At 75.9% G+C, this 17,365-nt stretch carries 15 protein-coding genes; 13 read left to right on the top strand and 2 right to left on the bottom strand.

Going from position 1 to position 17,365, the window contains the following annotated elements; translation table 11 throughout:
- Positions 1-2,135 precede the first annotated feature (2,135 nt).
- The 11 genes from AB0469_RS03205 to AB0469_RS03155 all read left to right on the top strand — a co-directional run bounded on the left by AB0469_RS03205 (position 2,136) and on the right by AB0469_RS03155 (position 13,721).
- Positions 2,136-2,618 (top strand): hypothetical protein, encoded by a 483-nt coding sequence (locus AB0469_RS03205; RefSeq protein WP_366449576.1) that lies wholly within the window; start codon positions 2,136-2,138, stop codon positions 2,616-2,618.
- Positions 2,619-2,710: 92 nt separating this feature from the next.
- Positions 2,711-3,133: a phage tail protein gene (locus tag AB0469_RS03200; protein WP_366449575.1), complete on the top strand. Its 423-nt coding sequence runs from the start codon at positions 2,711-2,713 to the stop codon at positions 3,131-3,133.
- Positions 3,134-3,165: 32 nt separating this feature from the next.
- Positions 3,166-3,888 carry a LysM peptidoglycan-binding domain-containing protein gene (locus tag AB0469_RS03195; protein ID WP_366449574.1) on the top strand — a complete coding sequence of 241 codons (723 nt, stop codon included), beginning with the start codon at positions 3,166-3,168 and terminating at the stop codon, positions 3,886-3,888.
- On the top strand, positions 3,888-5,801 hold the full coding sequence (locus AB0469_RS03190) for a VgrG-related protein (protein ID WP_366449573.1): 1,914 nt from the start codon (positions 3,888-3,890) through the stop codon (positions 5,799-5,801). Before AB0469_RS03195 ends, AB0469_RS03190 begins: the two co-directional genes overlap by 1 nt.
- A gap of 61 nt (positions 5,802-5,862) precedes the next feature.
- On the top strand, positions 5,863-6,291 hold the full coding sequence (locus AB0469_RS03185; protein ID WP_366449572.1) for a GPW/gp25 family protein: 429 nt from the start codon (positions 5,863-5,865) through the stop codon (positions 6,289-6,291).
- Complete coding sequence (locus AB0469_RS03180) at positions 6,291-8,249, top strand: putative baseplate assembly protein (protein ID WP_366449571.1); 1,959 nt, start codon at positions 6,291-6,293, stop codon at positions 8,247-8,249. Before AB0469_RS03185 ends, AB0469_RS03180 begins: the two co-directional genes overlap by 1 nt.
- Positions 8,246-8,818 (top strand): phage tail protein, encoded by a 573-nt coding sequence (locus tag AB0469_RS03175; protein ID WP_366449570.1) that lies wholly within the window; start codon positions 8,246-8,248, stop codon positions 8,816-8,818. Before AB0469_RS03180 ends, AB0469_RS03175 begins: the two co-directional genes overlap by 4 nt.
- Positions 8,815-10,449: a zinc ribbon domain-containing protein gene (locus AB0469_RS03170; protein ID WP_366449569.1), complete on the top strand. Its 1,635-nt coding sequence runs from the start codon at positions 8,815-8,817 to the stop codon at positions 10,447-10,449. The genes AB0469_RS03175 and AB0469_RS03170 overlap by 4 nt, the downstream gene beginning before the upstream one ends.
- A 184-nt stretch (positions 10,450-10,633) precedes the next feature.
- Positions 10,634-11,749 (top strand): hypothetical protein, encoded by a 1,116-nt coding sequence (locus AB0469_RS03165; protein WP_366449568.1) that lies wholly within the window; start codon positions 10,634-10,636, stop codon positions 11,747-11,749.
- 108 nt (positions 11,750-11,857) lie between these two features.
- A complete protein-coding gene (locus tag AB0469_RS03160) occupies positions 11,858-12,991 on the top strand; it encodes a serine hydrolase domain-containing protein (RefSeq protein WP_366449567.1) in 1,134 nt (377 codons plus the stop codon).
- A gap of 136 nt (positions 12,992-13,127) precedes the next feature.
- Positions 13,128-13,721, top strand: a complete 594-nt coding sequence (locus tag AB0469_RS03155) for a hypothetical protein (protein WP_366449566.1) — start codon at positions 13,128-13,130, stop codon at positions 13,719-13,721.
- A 317-nt stretch (positions 13,722-14,038) separates the two neighbouring features.
- Here AB0469_RS03155 and AB0469_RS03150 read toward each other — a convergent pair whose 3' ends face one another.
- Together AB0469_RS03150 and AB0469_RS03145 are read right to left on the bottom strand one after the other, a co-directional pair.
- Positions 14,039-14,401: a carboxymuconolactone decarboxylase gene (locus AB0469_RS03150; RefSeq protein ID WP_366449565.1), complete on the bottom strand. Its 363-nt coding sequence runs from the start codon at positions 14,399-14,401 to the stop codon at positions 14,039-14,041.
- A gap of 139 nt (positions 14,402-14,540) precedes the next feature.
- Positions 14,541-15,074: a hypothetical protein gene (locus AB0469_RS03145; RefSeq protein ID WP_366449564.1), complete on the bottom strand. Its 534-nt coding sequence runs from the start codon at positions 15,072-15,074 to the stop codon at positions 14,541-14,543.
- Between the two features lie 415 nt (positions 15,075-15,489).
- Here AB0469_RS03145 and AB0469_RS03140 point away from each other — a divergent pair, with 415 nt between their 5' ends.
- Complete coding sequence (locus tag AB0469_RS03140) at positions 15,490-15,762, top strand: hypothetical protein (protein WP_366449563.1); 273 nt, start codon at positions 15,490-15,492, stop codon at positions 15,760-15,762.
- Between the two features lie 150 nt (positions 15,763-15,912).
- On the top strand, positions 15,913-17,307 hold the full coding sequence (locus AB0469_RS03135) for an EF-hand domain-containing protein (protein ID WP_366449562.1): 1,395 nt from the start codon (positions 15,913-15,915) through the stop codon (positions 17,305-17,307).
- The last annotated feature ends 58 nt before the right edge of the window (positions 17,308-17,365 follow it).

The raw sequence follows: 17,365 nt of genomic DNA, 5'->3' as shown, positions 1-17,365 counted from the left end.
CCCGTGCCCTGCGGGACCGTCAGGTGCCGGACGGTCCGGTAGCCAGCGCGGCCCGACCCCCGTCGGTGGAACGCACGGACCCGGCCCCGCGGCGCACGGGGCTCGGCGCACCGGTACGAAGCGGGGCGGTTCCCCCACCCGGAGGCTCCGCCCCGCGCACCGACCTGCCGGGCGGCTCCGGCGCGCCCGGCGATCCGGGCACGGCGGGGCGTTCGGCAGCCGAAGCGGCGCGCCCTGCGACGCCACGAGGAGGCACGGCGCCCGCCGCACCGCAGACGTCCGGCACGAACCCGCTCGACACGGGCGTGAGGTCCCGCGCGAGTGACACGCCCGCCTCCCGACGGGAAGCGGCACCCCTCTCCCCGACGCCCGCGTCCGAGCCCGGCGCGCCCGTCCGGCGAGCGGAGCCCACGCCCGGCCCCACCCCGCCCGCCCCAGCCGCCCGTCACCGCACCCCCACGACCCCCGACGCCACCGCCCCGCGACCCGCCGTCCAGCGGGCCGTCCGCCCCCACCAGGCCACGCCGGGAACCACCCCGCCCGCTCCGGACGACCACCGCCCCTCCGCGACCCCCGGCAACACCGCCACCGCACCGTCCGCCCCACGGTCCGTCCGACCCCACCAGGCCACGCCGGGAACCACCGCACCCGCTCTGGCCGGCAGCCGCCGGGACTCCGCGACATCCGACAGCGCCGCTACCGGACCGGTCATCCAACGGGCCGTCCACCTCCACCCGGCCACCCCGGGAACCACCCCGCCCGCTCCCGTCGGCAACCACCGCACCCCTGCGACCCCCGACGCCACCACCCCCGGACCCACCGTCCAGCGGACCCACCAACCCCACCCGCCCACACCGAAAGCCACCCCGCCCGCTCCGGCCGGCAGCCGCCGGGACTCCGCAACACCCGGCAACCCCACGACCGGGCCGGCCGTCCAACGGGCCGTCCGACCCTACCCGGCCACCCCGGGAACCACCCCGCCCGCTCCGGCCGGCAGCCGCCGGGACTCCGCAACACCCGGCAGCGCCGCTACCGGGCCGGCCGGCCGGCCCACGCCCGAAGTGAACCCGCCCGCTCCGGCGGGCCATCACCACGCCCCTGCGCCGGCCGACGCCGTCCGGCACCACCCGCCCGCACCCGGATCCGTCCCGTCCGCTCCGGTCGGCGGTCCCCGCGTCGCTGCGGTGACCGACGGCGCAGTTGCCGGACCCGCCGTACAGCGGGCCGTCCGCCCCCACCCGGCCACGCACGCGCCTGCCGGGACCGGCCTCCCGGCGGGCCCCGACGCTCCCGCGACGCACCCCGCTGCCCCGCAGGCACCTCCCGGCGGCCGCGTCGAGCGGCCCGCGGCCGCGCCGGGGGCGGAGGTCCCGGCGCCAGCCCGCCCGAGGCATCTGCCCGGCACCCCGCCCGGCCAGCGTGCCGCCGCCCCGGCCGCCCCCGCCGAGGCGCCTCCCGCCGGGCCCGTTCCCGCGGCTCCGCGCCCGGAGCCGCAGGCCTCCCGGTCCACCGCCGGGCTGCCGGCCGCCCGTCCGGGCACGGCGACGCCCCCGGTGCAACGCTCCGGGCCCCTCCCGACCGGTGCTCCGTTACCCGTGGTGCGCCGCGATTCCGCGTTCGTGCCCCCGTCCTCCCCCGGCCGTACGCCGGTCCCCCGACCCGAGCGGGCGACCCCGGCCGTGGCCCGTCACCCCCTCGCCGCCCCCGCGGCCCCCCGTACAGGGCTCGGTGCACCGCTGCCGTCCCCCGCGCACCCGGCCCCGGCGCCGCACGCCGGCCAGGGCAGCGCCACGGGCCCGGCGACCGGTCCCGGGACCGATTCCGGTCCTGGCGCCCCGCGCTCCGGCCCGCCCGCACGGACGGCGCCGCCCGCTGTAGCCGAGCCCCGCGTTCCGCAGGCCGGGGCCGCCGCTCCCCCACCGGTCCAGCGGGCCTCGGCACCGCGCGCACCCCTCACGCCGCCCACGGCCCGCCCGACGGTCGCCGCACCCCCGAGACCGCCGGCACCCGCCGCCGTACGGACCGCGCCCGCGCCGGCCCTTCCCGTCCAACGGAGCCTCCCCGCACGCGGCGTTCCGCTGCGCCGGCCCTCGGCACCCGGCGCGGACGCCGCGGGGCGACGCGGTCCGCTGCCCGTGGCGCCGCTGAGCCCGCCGCCCGCGGACGGGCACCCGGCTCTGCCCGCCGCCCCGGCGGCCGGGCCGACGGTCCAGCGCTTCCCCTCCTTCGGAATCGGATCCGGAGGCGGCAGGACCATCGGTGCGCTGGCGGCCGCCGCGTCGGCCACCGCGGTCTCGGCACTGGGGCACCTGGGGGCGTCGTCCCGGCCCGCTCCGGCGGCCGAACCGCCGCCGCCGTACGAGCCGCCCGCGGCGCACGCCGGCACTGCCCCGCCGCCGTCCGGCGGGCGTCCGGCTCCCGGGGCGGCGGTCTCCCCGCAGGATCCGCCGCCCGGGTACACCGCGGTCCCCTCCGGCGCGTTCGATCCGCGGGAGCTGACCGAGTTCCAGCTGGACGAGCTGGTGCACCGGATCATCGACCGCGTCACCCGCCTCGTCCGCACCGAACTGCGCATGGACCGCGAGCGGATCGGCAGGCTCCGCGATCCGCGCGCCTGAACGACCCGCCCGACCCACCCGGCCGGCCCGGCCCCCACCGCCGCCGCCGACCACGCGCGCCACCACCGCAGAACCACAGAAAGGCCACTTCGATGCCCCGCCAGGACCCCGGGTCGACCATCTGGTTCACCCTCACCATCGACGGCGAGAGCCTCGGAGACTTCAACGGGTGCGAAGGCCTGTCCTCCCAGGTGGAGGTCGAGCACCGCCAGGAGGGCGGCAACAACGGCTTCGTCTGGCACCTGCCCACCCGGGTCACGTTCTCCACGATCCGGCTGACCCGCCCGCTCACCCCGGACACCGCCAAGGTCGCCCAGTGGATCTCCTCGGTCCAGACGGGGATCAAACGGCCCACCGCACAGATCGCGGCGCTGCGTGCCGACGGGTCGCTCGTGGCCCGCTGGGGGCTCATCGACGTCCTGCCCGTGAGCTGGCAGGGCCCCACCCTCGACCCCGCGAACCCGGCCGTGGCCACGGAGGTCCTGGAGATAGCCCACCACGGGTTCACGGACTGACGGCGCGGCGGAGCGGGAGAGGAGGCACAGCCATGGCCATGAGCAGCAGGGACGCCGGCAAGAGCCTGGTGCGCGCGACGCTGGCGATCCACGAGCCCCCGGTCGGCACCAGTACGACCCCCGGGGCGCTGATGCGGACGTTCGGCTTCGAGTTCAATCCGGCGCAGCTGTCGCTGAGCCAGCGCGCGCAGTGGAAGGCCACGCCGACGATGGCGGTGCGCGACGGCTCCAAGCCGGAGTTCATGGGGGCCGAGCCGCGGGAGATGACCCTGGAGATCTTCCTGGACTCGTCGACCGCGCCGACCGGCAACACGGTGCTGAAGAAGGTCGAGTCGCTGCTGGACTGCTGCGAGGTGACGGCGAAGAGCATCGCCGCCGACCAGCCGTCGCCGCCGTGGGTGGTGTTCGAGTGGGGGTCGTTCTCGACGGCCCGCTTCGTGGCGTACGTGAGCTCCGTCGAGGCCTCGTACAGCCTGTTCGGCACCACGGGGATACCGATCCGTGCCACGTGCCAGGTCCATCTGGTGGAGATCCCGGGGAAGACCAAGGGACAGAACCCGACGTCCGGGGCGCTCACCGCGCAGCGCGTGCACCGGGTCGTGGCGGGCGACTCGCTGCAGTCGCTGGCGTGGCGGGAGTACGGCACGGCCACCGTGTGGCGGGCGATCGCCGAGCTCAACGGGATCGACGATCCGGCCCGGCTGGCGCCCGGCACCACCCTGGTGCTCCCCGCGCCGGAGGAGGTGGTGCGCTGATGGTGCAGCCCGCGTTCTCCAGCATCATGCAGGTGCGGATCGGCTCCGCGAAGCTCCCGGACGACATCGCCCCGCTGCTCGTCGAGGGCTGGGTGGACCAGGGCGTCGGCGTGCCCGCCGCGTTCCGGCTGACGTTCCGCGACCCGTACCGCCTCGTCCTCGGCAGGCTCGGCGCCACCTTCGGCACGAGGGTGGTCCTCACGCCGATCGCCGACGGCCAGGGCGGCGGCAAGCCCCTGCTGACCGGTGAGGTGACCGCGCTGGAGGCCGACTACGACGGCACCGGCAGCTTCACCGTGATCCGCGGCTACGACCTCGGGCACCGGATGATGCGCCGGCGCCGTGTCGCCGCCTACCGCAACCAGAAGGCGTCCGACATCGCCCGCAAGCTCGCCGCCTCGGACGGGGTGCCGATCGGCCGGATCGAGCCGACGAAGGGGGCCTACGGCTTCATCAGCCAGGCCAACGTCTCCGACTGGGACTTCCTCTCCCGGCTCGCCGACGAGAACAACATGGTGATGTCCCTGGACGCCAAGGGGAAGTTCCGCTTCGTCACGCCGACCCCGTCGGCCGCGGGCCCGTCCCCTCGGACCGACGGCGACAAGAGCCCCTTCGTGCTCCAGGCCGGCCACGACATCCTCCGGCTGCGCGCCGCGGTCACGGCCGCCGACCAGGTCGCCTCGGTCGAGACGCGCGGCTGGAACGTCACCACCAAGAAGAAGATCGTCGAGACGGCCCCGGCCACCACCGATCCGGGGATCTCCATCGGCCTCACCCCGGGCCGGGCGGCCGGGAGCTTCCCGCCGGCGCAGCTCGTCGAGACCGCCACCCCGTACGACCGGCAGGACGAGGTCCGGCACGCCGCGAAGGCCCTCGCCGCCGACGTCACCTCGTCCTTCGCGGAGCTGGAGGTGGCGGTGCACGGCAATCCGCAGCTGCGGCCGGGCGTTCCCGTGGCCCTCGGCGACGTGGGCCGGCCCTTCGAGGGGAAGTACACCGTCACCTCCGTGCGGCACGTCTTCGGCGACGGGAAGCACTACGAGTCCTGGATCACGGTGAGCGGCCGGCAGTGGCGCTCCCTCTACGGCCTGGCGTCGGGCGGGGGCGGCGCACCGGCGGCGGGCGCCGCCCGGCTCCCGGGCGTCGCGAACGCGATCGTCACCGACGTGCAGGACCCGTTGAAGCAGGGCCGGGTCAAGCTCCAGTTCCCGTGGCTGGACAACACCTACGTGAGCGACTGGGCGCGCAGCGTGCAGGGGGGAGGCGTGGGCGGCGGCGGGGTGTTCCCGATGGACGTCGGCGACGAGGTGCTGGTCGCCTTCGACCGGGGCGCGCTGGACCACCCGTTCGTGATCGGCGGCCTCTACAACGGCCGTGACCTGCCGACCCGCGTCGACGACGTCCCCCTGCACGACGGGCTGAAGCGGAAGGCGGCCCGGCACACCCTGTCCGACCGGCAGGGCAACCGCGTCGACCTGCTGAGCCAGCGGACCGGGGGGCGCAAGCGGGGCGTGCGCATCGCCAGCGGCGACGACCGGCTGACCATCAACCTCGACCGCACCGAGACGGAGATCACAGTCGACAGCGCGGGGTCGGTGACCATCAAGGGCGGCCGCTCGGTGTCCGTGGAGGCCGGGACCGACCTGACGCTCAGCGCACGGCGCCGGCTCACCATCAAGAGCGGCGGCGTCCTCGACATCGAGGGCCGCGGCCTCGTCAACCTCAGATCGCTCATGGGCGCCGTCGACGTCGACGCGAAGGGCGCGCTCCTCCTCAAGGGCCTGGGCGCCGCCACGCTCTCCTCCCTGGGCACGGTCCAGGTCAACGGCGGCGCCAGCCTCGGCATCCGCGCGGCCCGGCTCGACCTCCAGGGCCTCGTCTTCGTCAACACCGTGAAGTACCCCTTCGGATGACCGGACGACCGCACCGGCGCACCCGCGGCGCCGACGGCACGAAGAGACAGGTGGCCCCCTGATGGCCGAACAGTTCGTCGGCTCCGGCTGGGCGTTCCCGCTGCGCATCGGCCCCACCGGGGGCATCGCGCTGGTCAGCGGCGAGCGCGAGGTCGAGGAGGCCATCCGGCTCGTCCTGGCCACCTCGCCGGGCGAGCGCCCGATGCGCCCGGAGTTCGGCTGCGCCATCCACGACCTCGTCTTCGCCCCGGTCAACGAGCAGACCGCGGGGCGCATCCAGCACGAGGTGTACGTGAGCCTGGACCGCTGGGAGCCCCGGATCGAGGTGCACGACGTGGAGGTCTCCGCCGGAGCGGACCGGAGCGTCCTGTTCATCGACGTCCGGTACTCCATCCGCGGGACCAACAACCCGCGCAGCCTCGTCTTCCCCTTCTACGTCATCCCCTCCCACGACGAGCCGGGCGCGCCGGACTCGGAAAGCGACCTCTGATGTCCCTGCCCTCCCCCAACCTCGACGACCGGCGCTTCCAGCAGTTCGTCGACGACGCGAAGCGCTACATCCAGCAGCGCGCCCCGGAGTGGACCGACCACAACGTCTCGGACCCCGGCGTCACGCTCGTCGAGACGGTCGCGCACATGGCCGACCAGATCGTCTACCGGCTCAACCGGGTTCCGGAGAAGAACCACCTCGCCTTCCTCGACCTGGTGGGCATCACCCTCTTCCCGCCGTCCGCGGCGCGCACGGACGTCACCTTCTGGCTGTCCGCGCCCCAGGAGGACGTGATCCTTGTCCCGGCCGGCGCCGAGGTCGCCACCCTGCGCACCGAGCGGGAGGAGGCCGTGGTCTTCGCCACCGAGCGCGACCTGGCCGTGGTCCCGTGCGCGCTGTCCCACGTGGTGGTGCAGCACCGCGGGCAGGCCGTCGCGGACCGCACCACGGAACTCGTCGAGGGCAAGGACGTGCTCTGCTTCGCCGAGGCCCCGAACCCCGGTGACTGCATGCTCATCGGTCTGAGCGCGGCCGCTCCGCACTGTGCGCTCGCGCTGGAGCTCGACAGCCGCGTCGACGGCGTCGGTGTCGACCCCCGCCAGCCGCCGCTGGTGTGGGAGGCGTGGACGGAGGACGGCTGGCAGCCCTGCGAGGTCGACCGGGACGGCACCGGCGGCCTCAACCGGCCCGGCGACGTCGTCCTGCACCTGCCCGGCGGCCACGTGCTCTCGCGCAACGGCGGCCACGAGGCCGGCTGGGTCCGCTGCCGGGTCACCGACCCGCTGCCCGGCCAGCCCTTCTACACCACCTCGCCGAGCATCCGTTCCGTCGAGGCCTACACCATCGGCGGCACCACGCGGGCGGTGCACGCCGAGACCGTCCGCGACGAGGCCCTCGGCGAGGCCACGGGACTGCCCGGACAGCGGCTGCGGCTCGCTCACGCGCCGGTCGTCGCCGACGACCCGCCGCTGCTCCTGCAGACCGCCGAGGACGACGGCTGGCAGGACTGGCGGGTGGTCGCGCACTTCGCCGCCTCCCGCCCCGGCGACCGCCACGTCACCCTGGACGCCGCCACCGGCGAGGTCGCCTTCGGACCGGCCGTCCGCGAACCGGACGGGACGCTGCGCCAGTACGGGGCGGTCGCCCCCAAGGGCGCCGTCGTCCGCGCCCGCCGCTACCGCACCGGCGGGGGACGCGCCGGCAACGTGGCGCGCGGCGCCGTCCAGGTGCTGCGCACCTCCATCCCGTACGTCGCCGACGTCGTCAACCGCGAGGCGGCGCGCGGCGGCGTCGACGGCGAGACGGTCGAGGAGGCCAAACTGCGGGCGCCGATCACGCTCCGCGCCCAGGACCGCGCCGTCACCCTGCGCGACTACGAGGAGCTCGCCCGCCGCGCCGCGCCCGAGACGGCCCGCATCACCTGCCTGGAGGGGGAGGAGGGCGCGTACGGCGCCTACGCGGTCCGCGTCCTCGTCGTCCCCCAGGCCGTCCCCGACCCGGGCGGGCGGCTGCGCTTCGAGCAGCTCGTGCCCGGCGACGCCCTCCTGGACCGGATCACCCGCCACCTCGACGAGCGCCGTCTGATCGGCACCCGGCTGGCCGTCGGCCCGCCGTACTACCAGGGCGTCACGGTCGTCGCCACGGTGCACGCCTTCCGCGGCGTCGACACCGAGCGGGTGCGCCGCCGGGCGCACGACGCCCTGTACCGCCACCTCGACCCGCTGACCGGCGGCGCGGACGGCCGGGGCTGGCCCTTCGGCCGGCCCGTGCAGGCCGGCGAGGTGTTCGCGGTCCTGCAAAGGGTCCCCGGGGTGGAACTCGTCGACCAGGTCGTCCTGCACCCCGCCGACCCCCTCACCGGCAAGCGCGGCGACCCGACCGACCGGATCGACCTGGACCGGCCCGCCCTGGTCTTCTCCTACGACCACCGCGTCCGGGTGATCGGGGACGGCGGATGACGGCCGCTCCCTACCGGGGCTCCGTCGACGGCCTCGGCTCCTCCCTCCCGCTGGGCTCCATGCTGCCCGCCGTCTTCGCCGACGACGACCTGGCCCAGCGGTTCGTCGGCGGCCTGGACGACGTCCTCGCACCCGTCCTGAACGTCCTGGACTGCCTGGACACCTATTTCGACCCGGCGCTGACCCCGGCCGACTTCGCACGGTGGCTCGGTACCTGGGTGGGCGCCGAGACCGACGGGAGCGAGCCCGAGCCGCGGCTGCGGGCCGCCGCCGCGTCCGCCGTCGCGCTGCACCGGGTCCGCGGCACCCGCCGCGGCCTCGCGGAGGCGGTACGGCTGGCGTTCGGGGTCGCGCCCGAGATCACCGAGAGCGGCGGGGCCGAGTGGAGCGCCCGCCCGCTCGGCCCCTTCCCCGGTGCCCCGCGCCCCGGCCTGCACGTCGTCCTCCGGCTGCCCGACCCGACACCGGCCGACACCCATCGCCTGGACGCGCTCGTCGCCGCCGCCCGCCCCGCCCACATGCCCTACACGGTCGAAGTGACGGCCGCCGAAAGGACCCCGCAGACATGACCACGCAGAACTGTGCCGAATGCGGAACGCGCGCAGAACCGGGCCAGTCCTTCTGCGACGCGTGCGGCGCCGTGCTGACCTGGGACCGGCCGGCCCGCGCCGCACGGTCCGCCGGCCCGTCGCCGCACGACGGCGCTCCCGCCGCGGACCCGCGGACGGCCAGCGGCGCGGAGCCGGCTGCGCCCCCGCGCACGGGCGGGGGGACGGACACGCGTGCGGGCGTCGGCACGGCAGCCGGGCCCGCGGGCGCCGTGGGTGCCGTGGGTGCCGTGGGTGCCGCGGGTGCCGCGGGCGCCGGCCCCGTGGCACCCGGCGCCTCCGGCAGCCCGGGGACCGCCCCGGCGTCCGCCTCCCGCGATCCGCGGGGACCGGGGCCGGGTCAGGAGGGGGCGCAGCCGACGCGCGACCGGGGGACGGCCCGGAGCCCGCACGCCACGACAACGCCGGGAACGACGGGCGGTACGGGACCGTCGGGAGGCGCGGGGGCACCGGGCACGCCGGGCCGCTCCGAGCCGGCCCGGCACGCCGGGCCGTCACCCCGGCCCGAACGACCGGTACGGCAGCCCGAGTCGGAGGGAAGGGGGTCGGCCGGTCCGGCCCGGTCCGTCGACGGCGGGCACCCCGACGACCCCGCGCCCGGACATCAGGGCACCCCCTCGCCACAGCACACCGGACCCACCGATCCCGCGCCGCCGGCCGGCGCGGGCCCGCACGCGCTGAGCGACACCCTGTCCGACCGGGCGCGCTCCCTCCTGGTGCCCGTGGCGGACGCGCAGCAGCCGCACCCCGCTCCGGCCGCCGCCGGGCCCGTCCTGCCCGGTCGGCCGGACGCCGACCGGCCCGCCGTACGCGCCCCGGGGGAGCAGCCCGGCCTCGTGGGCGGCCCGCCCTGCCGGTGGTGCGCGACGCCCAACCGCCCCGACCGGCACTACTGCGTGCGCTGCGCGATGCCGCTGGCCGAGACCGGCGGGGCCGCCGCACCGGCACGGGCGCCCTGGTGGCGCCGCCTCTTCGGCGGGCGGCGCCGCGAGACGCCGTGGGTGGGCGACCGGCCCCGGCTGCGGCGCGTCTTCGACCGCATCGGCACCTGGACCACCCTCGCCGTCGTCGTCACGGTCGCGGTCCTGGGGTTCCTGTACCTGCCCGACGGCGTCCGGGTGGCGCTGGACCACTTCGCCAAGCGCGCGCCGGTGGCCCCGGACCGCATCACGGCCTCCCGCTCGTACCCGGGCCACCAGCCGGAGCTGGCCTTCGACAAACGCAGCAACACCTGGTGGGGTCCGGGCGTTTCGGAGTCCGGGAAGGGCGAGTGGATCGAGGTCGGCTTCAGCGAACCGACCCGGCTGCTGGACGTGATCATCACCCCGGGCGTCTCCGCGCGGGCGGACAAGATAGGCGAGTCCGCCCTGCCGCACCGCGTCACGGCGACGATCACCGGGAAGGACGGCAAGGTCACCACGAGCCGGCTGACCCTCGATCAGGGGCCGGGCGGCCAGCGGCGCCCGTTCCGCGTCGGGGAGGTCACCAAGGTCCGCCTCACGGTCGACTCCTCGCACGCGGCCTCCGCCGACAAGCAGGTCGCGATCGCGGAGATCGAGTTCTTCGGCCCGTCGAACGCCGGCCGTTCCTGACCACCCCGCCGGAGCCCGGGCGTCCCGCTCCGGCGCCCCGGCCGCCGAACGCCGGTGGTGAACACGGCCGCGGCTCCGGTCTCCCCCGGGCGGGGGAAGGCTGATGATCCGTCGGACGGATGTGACCGGCGCGGGTGGCGGCGAGCCTTGGAGTCTCGGCAGTCCGGAGAACTCGGAGGTCACGGTGGCTGTTCCAGCGAGCGCGGAGACGGGCGGCGTTCCCCGGCCGCCGGCGGCGGGCACGGGGCGGCGGTGGTGGTGGCGGTGGCCGTCGTGGGCGCCCGGGGCCGCCGCGGCGTGGGGGGTCGGGTACGCCGCCGTCGAGGTCGCGTGGGCGGTGGCGGGCACCACCGTGCCGTGGACGGCGCACGCGACGTACGCGCCAGCGGTCCAGCTGCTCCTGGCGGCCCTCGCCGTCCTGGCGGGCGGGGCGTCCCTGGCCACGGCCGGGGCGCTCCCCCGACGGGGACGGGCCGCGGTGGCGGCCGTACTGATCGCGGCGGTCCCGGTGTTCGGCCTGGGGACGGTCGGGCTGCCGATCCACTTCGTGACGCTGGTGACGCTCTCGGGGGTCGAGAGCGCCACGGGGCTGGCGCAGGTGCTGTCGAACACAGCCGGCGCGGTGCTCCTGCTCCTCGTCGGCGTGTCGTACCGGCGCCGGCTCCGCGGCGACTGCCCGCGGTGCGGACGGCCGCATACCGGTGCCGTCGACGGCCCGCTCGCCCACCCGGACGCCTCCCCCGCCACCCGGCGGACCCGCTGGACGGTGTACCTGCTCATGTGCGGGCTCCTGCCGTGGGCGGGGGCCAAGAGCGTCTGGACGCTGGGCGGCGACGCGCTCGGGGTCGCGGGCGACGACTGGCGGAGGCTGACGAGCATCGGCACGTCGGGCCCGTCGAGGGCGGCCGCGGCGGCGGGGATCGACGTGACCGTGCTGGCCGCCCTGGTCGGGGTCTTCCTGCTGCTGGGACTCCTGCACACCTGGGGGCAGGTGTTCCCCCGCTGGTCGACGCCGCTCCTGTCCGGACGACGGGTCCCGCGCCTGCTGCCCCTGGTGCCGGCCCTGCTGACCGGTGTCCCCCTGACCGTCTACGGGGCCGTCCTCACGGTCACGGCCCCGCTCATCGCGGTCGGGGTGCTGCCCGGGATCGAGCCGTCCCCGCCGTTCACCACCGGCTCGGGAGTCATCTGGATGGTCGCCTTCGGCGGCCTGGCCTTCGCCGGCCTGGGCACCGGCCTCGTCGTGGCCGCCCGCTCCTACGCCGCCCGCACGCACCCCGTCTGCGCCACGGCAGGGTGACGCCCGCCGCCGCGGACGACTCCGTGGTGCGCGGCAGGCCCTGGGAATAGGGGCGCGGGGTGGCGGGTTGCCGGGACTGCAAGATCAAGACGGGATTCGGGAGGGGTCATGGCGGTCCACGGCACGGTGGTCACCGGTTTCGAAGGGGTGCGGGAGGAGTTCGCCGCCTTCCTCGCGGCCGAGGAGCACGCGCCCGGCGCGCAGCTGGTGGTGTACCGGGGCGGCGAACGGGTGGTGGACCTGTGGTCGGAGGGGGTGGACGCCGACTCCCTGCTGGGCGTCTTCTCGTCCACCAAGGGCGCGGCCTACCTGGTGGCGGCCCTGCTGGTGCAGGACGGCCTCCTGGACCTGGACCGGACCGTCGCCTCGTACTGGCCGGACTTCGCCGCGCAGGACAAGGGCGGGATCACGCTGCGCGAGCTGCTGGCCCACCGGGCCGGCGTGATCGGCCTGGACGCCGGGTTCACCGCGCAGGAGCTGGCCGACGACCGGGCGATGGCGGCCCGCCTGGCGGGGCAGCGGCCGTTCTGGCAGCCGGGCCGGTTCTTCGGCTACCACGCCCTCGTGATCGGCGCCCTGGTCGGCGAGGTGGTGTTCCGGGCCACCGGGCGCACGCTGCACGCCTGGTACGAGGAGCGGGTCCGCGCTCCGTACGGGCTCGGCCTGTGGCTGGGCCTGCCGGAGTCCGAGGAGCCGCGTTTCCTGAGCACGCAGCCGATGCTGCCGACGCCGGAGCAGGCGGCCGAGATCGAGGCGGCCGCCGCGAGCCCGTACACCCTGGGCGGGATCGCCTTCAACGAACACGCCGACGGCAACGGCGAGTTGTACGCCTTCCCCAACGCGCGTGCCGTGCGCGCCGCGGGCCAGGCGTCGGCGGGCGGGGTGGGCTCGGCGCGCGGGCTGGCGGGCCTCTACGCGGCGGCCGCCTTCGGCCTGGACGGGCGGGCGCCCCTGCTGAAGCCGGACACGGCGGCCGAGTTCGCCCGGATCCACTCCGAGGGCACGGACCTCGTGGGCGGCACGGCGAAGGCGTTCGGCCTCGGCTTCCAGAGCTACGGCGCGCGCTACCCCTCCCTCGGCGCGGGCGCCTTCGGCCACAGCGGCGCCGCGGGCTCGCTCGGCCTCGCCGACCCCCGGCAGGGCTTCGCGTACGGCTACACCCGGCGCCGGTTCGCCTTCCCGGGCGGCGCGGCCCCGGAGAACGAGCGCCTCTTGTGGTCGGTGGTCCGCGCCCTCGCCTGACGCGGCCACGGCCCGACGCGGCGCCAACGGATCTGCTGACGCGCAGGGGTGACGGCTCGTCATCGACGACCGCGCCCCTCCCGGAATCCGTGCGTACCGCTGCGCGCCGGGGGCGGGCGGAGTAGCGTGGCAGGGTATGAGCGAGGTTGTGGAATCCAAGGGTCCGCAGGTTCCGTCGGGTTCCGCTCCCCCGTCGTCGCCCGCGCGCGGAACACCCGTCGAGGCTCCGCGGCCGGCGGCCACGCCGCAGTCCGCCACCGGAATCGCGCCGCGGCTCGTGGTCACCGGCCGGCGGGCCCGGGTGCTGACCTTCCCGTCGGACCGGTGGGCGCCGCGGAAGGCCGCCGGACGGGCCGCGCTGGCCGTCGCTCCCTGGGGCTACCCGGGGCTGGACGAGCACGACTTCCTGAAGGCCGTCCACGGCCTGGTCGAGGCGGCCGTGGCGGCGGGCGGGAAACGCGTCAGCGTCCACCTCGCCGACCAGGACGCGAAGATCCTCGTCATGGCCCTCAGCCACCGGACCGACGGGGACGGCGGCACCGGCGACGGGGGGCGGGTGCCGACCGAGGTGGCGCTGCTGCGCACCGTCGAGGCCTGCGGCACCCACACCGACCACGACGGTCACGCCTGGTGGGCGCTCCTGAACGCCGAACCCCGGCCCCGGCGGACCCAGGCCCAGGACCTGTCGTCGAAGTCCCGTCGTCGCCCGGCGGGGCAGACGGGAGTTTGACGACGGGCCCTGGCGGCGGAGGGCGACGGGGCCGCCCAGCGGCGGCAGGGAGGCGACGGCCGCCCTCGGAGGATCCGCCGGGGGCGGCCGCGAAGGCGGTGTGAAACCGGCCGCGCACACGGGCCGGGCCACATCGCCGCGCGCGGTGCGCCGGGGCGGGTGGCCGTGCGTTCCCGGTCGCGGCGTGCCCCCACCCCGGCTCCGCTCCACTGCCGCGGAGGGGGTGCGGGGGCCGGTCCGGGAGACGCGCGGCACACCGCGGTGTTCGTGCCCGCCGGAGCCCTGACGGCTCTCGGGCAGGGGGCGGGAGGGATCCTTCAGGACATGGTGCGGCTGGCGGCCTCGGCCTGGGCTATCGCCTCGGCCTCGCTCTCGGCGAGCGCGAGGGCGACGCCGAAGGCCTGTGCGATGTGCCCGGCCGCGGACATGACGCGCGCCGTTCCCACGACGGGCGCGATCGCGACCAGCAGGTCCTGCAGCTGCTCGACCGTGAAGTCGGCCTTGACCGCCGGGTTGATGTGGGCCAGGTAGGAGATCGCGGGCGCGTCCATGGCCACGAGCGCGGCGATGCGGCTGATGATCAGCGTGCGCTCGTCCATGTGGCAGTGCTCGAGGGAGTCGATCGTCATCGCGGCGATGGTGTCGAGGACGGGGGTGTCGAATTCGGGTGCAGTAGCCATGACAGGGCCGCCTTCCGGTTCCTGTGCAGCAGGGAGCCGGACCACCACCCCGTTGGTGCAGGGGTCCCCCCGAATGCCCGGCGGTGACCCGTCAAGCGTAGGCACCGCCCCCGGGTGCCGCACGCCGGACGCCGGACGGTCAGGCTGCGCGGCACAGCGCCGTCGGGTCGCCGGGGGCCCCGGTGCAGGAGACGGCCGCGGACGCGGGGCGGTCCGTGCGGAGGAGCGCCGAGGCCCCCCGCGCCCGGTGGCGTGCGAAGACGACGAGGCGCAGGACCGCGAACCGCGCGACGCCGGCCAGTGCGGAGGCGGCGAGGTAGACGGCCTGTTCGAGGGCCGCACCGGGTGCCGCGGCCAGATGGTGCAGGACGAGCATCGCCACGCAGGTGACCGCGTAGGCGGCGGCCGCCGATCCGGCCGACTGCGCGTGCTGCCGCCGGGTCGCACGGCCGCCCGCGCCGAAGGTGATGCGGGCGTGCAGTTCGGTGGCCAGGAGGGTGGACGCCGCGGTGATGACGGCGTTGGCCACGGCCCAGGGCATCCAGGGGTCGAGGGCCGCCACGGCGAAGCTGGAGGCGACCCCCACTCCCCCGCCGCAGAGCACGAAGCGGGCGAAGGAGTCGAGGGCGCCGGGCGCCGCCGCCCGCTTCCGGTTCAGTGCCGCTGCCTCCATGACCCACCCCTTCGGACGTGCGCTCCGCGGGACGCGTGCCCGGCCCATCGGCAGGCCCTGCGCCCCTTCGTTTCTGACGATAGAAACGCTACGTTGCGTTCATGGATGAAGGAAGCGAGATATCACCTTCGATGGCAATCGAAGCAGTTCAGAAGCCTGAAATCGTTGCATCGGATCTGAATCTAACGCAACATCCGGAGGGATCGCGTTGCAACCACCTGGCGGTGAACGCTACAGGCGAGGGGAGCCCCGTGTCCCGGCGCAGGGACACGGGGCTCCCCTCGCCCGGTCCGACGAGCCCCAAACACCTCTGACGTCACCGGGCAGAGGTGCCTGGACACCCGGCGCCCGCCCTTTGTTCAATGGCCCCACAGAAGGGACTTCACCGCAGTGTGGCCGAAGGAGAGGGATGCACATGCGCATGCGTGACGCGGTGGTGGGTCTGACCCTGGGGACTTCGCTCGCCCTGGGAGGAACCGCCGTGACCGCCCGGGCAGCCGAGCTCCCGCAGCCGACGGGCAAGACCGGCAGCACACCGAGCGCCACGGCCGAATGGCATTACCACAGCACGTACTACAACTCCCCCACGCCCTGCGAGAACGCCGGAAAGGCCACCGGCCTCCCCTACACATGCGTCGCGGGCCTGCCCGGAGCGGTTCTGCCGTTCCACCTGTACGTCTGGTACTGACCCCGTACACCGGCCGCGGACGGGACGGGCGGGCGTTCGGGCGTTCGGGAGGACGCACGTCCGGGTGGAGGACGGCGTGCGGGTGGGCCGGGCGACCGGACGGGGGCGTTGTACGGGGTGTCGGCGTCCCCGTGAGAAAAGGAAGCTCCCGTGACCTCTGTGGCCTTACCCGCTGTCGAGACCCTGTTGCGGCGGACCCTCGGTGAGCGGCGCATGGGGCTCGTGGCATGGCGGTTGCTCGTGATGCAGATCGCCCATCCCGTCGTCGCCGCGGGGATGGACCGGTACTCCACCTACCGCGCCCATCCCTGGCGGCGGATCGAGCACACCATGGAGAGCGGCAGCCGGCTGTTCTTCGCCGGCCCCGGGGAACGGCGGCTGGAGGTGGCCCGCCTCCAGCGGACGCACCGGCGCATCCACGGGACCGACGCGGCCGGGCGGGCGTACAGCGCCGAGGATCCCGAGGTCCGCGGCTGGGTGATGGTGACGCTGTACGAGTCCATGACCGCCATGCGCGAGCTGTCGGGGGACCCGCTGTCGCCCGCCGAACGCGACGTGCTGTACGCGGAGTTCCTGGACGTGTGCACCGCCCTCGGGATTCCGGGCGAGGTGCTCCCGGCGAGCGCCGCCGACGTCCCGGCCTACGTCGAGCAGACGGTCAGGGAGGTCCTGGAGTACGGACCCGAGGTCCGCGACCTGCTCCACGGGATGCTCCGCCAGGCCCCCGCCCCCCGCCGGCTCGGGAGGCTGGCGCCGGCGTGGCCGGTGCTGCGGGTGGTGCTCGCCCGTGCGCTGGCCGCCCTCACCGTCAGCGATCTGCCGCCGGCCTGGCACGAGAGGTTCGGGACCTCGCGCGGGCCCGCGGGCGCCGCGCTGTCGTGGACCCTGCACCACGGACTGCGCCACGCCATGGCACTGGCCCCCGACCGGGTGCGCTACCGCCACCGGTCCGTGAGCGGCGCGCCCGCGCCCGCACGGGTGCCGGTGCCCCGGGCCCGGAGCGGCGGCGACTCACGTCCGGCCCGGCTGGAGGCGTTCTTCCGCCGGGTACTGGACCAGACCGGGAACGGCCGGGTCGACTCCGCCGACCTCCAGGCCATGGTGCACACCATGTGCTGGAGGCTCGAACTCCCCGCCGAACGGGAGGACGAGCTCTACGCCGCGTTCGAGGGCTGGTGGCGGCAGCTCCGGGAAGCGGCCGACACCGACGGCGACGGGGGCGTGGACTGCCGCGAGTTCGTGTCCGCGATGACGTCCGGTGTGGACCGTGACCCGGCGTACCTGGAGAAGGGCCTCGTACCGGCGGTGCGGGCCCTGTTCCGCGCCGCCGACGCCGACGGCGGCGGCGCCCTGGGGGCGGACGAGTACCGGGCTCTGTTCGGCGGGCCGCGGGTGCACCCGGCCGAACTCAACGACGGGTTCCGCGCGATGGACGCGGACGGGGACGGACAGGTCGGGGAGGAGGAGTTCGTCGCCGCGTTCTGCGCGTTCTTCACGGCCCGGTCCGACAGCTCCGCGGGAGCGGGCCTCCTCGGCCGGGCCTGAGGCGCCACGGCCGGATCCGCGCCGGGGCGCGGATCCGGTCCGGTGGGCCGGCGGCCGC

The sequence above is a fragment of the Streptomyces sp. NPDC093801 genome, from assembly GCF_040701585.1.
Taxonomy (GTDB): Bacteria; Actinomycetota; Actinomycetes; order Streptomycetales; family Streptomycetaceae; genus Streptomyces.
Note: the sequence above shows the minus strand (reverse complement) of the source record. Positions and strands in the feature narration are given on the sequence as shown.

What these genes read in the sequence shown, in the direction of transcription:
- AB0469_RS03200 (WP_366449575.1), top strand. Translation starts at nt 2,711, where the DNA reads ATGCCCCGCCAGGACCCCGGGTCGACCATCTGGTTCACCCTCACCATC.
- AB0469_RS03195 (WP_366449574.1), top strand. Translation starts at nt 3,166, where the DNA reads ATGGCCATGAGCAGCAGGGACGCCGGCAAGAGCCTGGTGCGCGCGACG.
- AB0469_RS03190 (WP_366449573.1), top strand. Translation starts at nt 3,888, where the DNA reads ATGGTGCAGCCCGCGTTCTCCAGCATCATGCAGGTGCGGATCGGCTCC.
- AB0469_RS03185 (WP_366449572.1), top strand. Translation starts at nt 5,863, where the DNA reads ATGGCCGAACAGTTCGTCGGCTCCGGCTGGGCGTTCCCGCTGCGCATC.
- AB0469_RS03180 (WP_366449571.1), top strand. Translation starts at nt 6,291, where the DNA reads ATGTCCCTGCCCTCCCCCAACCTCGACGACCGGCGCTTCCAGCAGTTC.
- AB0469_RS03175 (WP_366449570.1), top strand. Translation starts at nt 8,246, where the DNA reads ATGACGGCCGCTCCCTACCGGGGCTCCGTCGACGGCCTCGGCTCCTCC.
- AB0469_RS03170 (WP_366449569.1), top strand. Translation starts at nt 8,815, where the DNA reads ATGACCACGCAGAACTGTGCCGAATGCGGAACGCGCGCAGAACCGGGC.
- AB0469_RS03160 (WP_366449567.1), top strand. Translation starts at nt 11,858, where the DNA reads ATGGCGGTCCACGGCACGGTGGTCACCGGTTTCGAAGGGGTGCGGGAG.
- AB0469_RS03155 (WP_366449566.1), top strand. Translation starts at nt 13,128, where the DNA reads ATGAGCGAGGTTGTGGAATCCAAGGGTCCGCAGGTTCCGTCGGGTTCC.
- AB0469_RS03150 (WP_366449565.1), bottom strand. Translation starts at nt 14,401, where the DNA reads ATGGCTACTGCACCCGAATTCGACACCCCCGTCCTCGACACCATCGCC.
- AB0469_RS03145 (WP_366449564.1), bottom strand. Translation starts at nt 15,074, where the DNA reads ATGGAGGCAGCGGCACTGAACCGGAAGCGGGCGGCGGCGCCCGGCGCC.
- AB0469_RS03140 (WP_366449563.1), top strand. Translation starts at nt 15,490, where the DNA reads ATGCGCATGCGTGACGCGGTGGTGGGTCTGACCCTGGGGACTTCGCTC.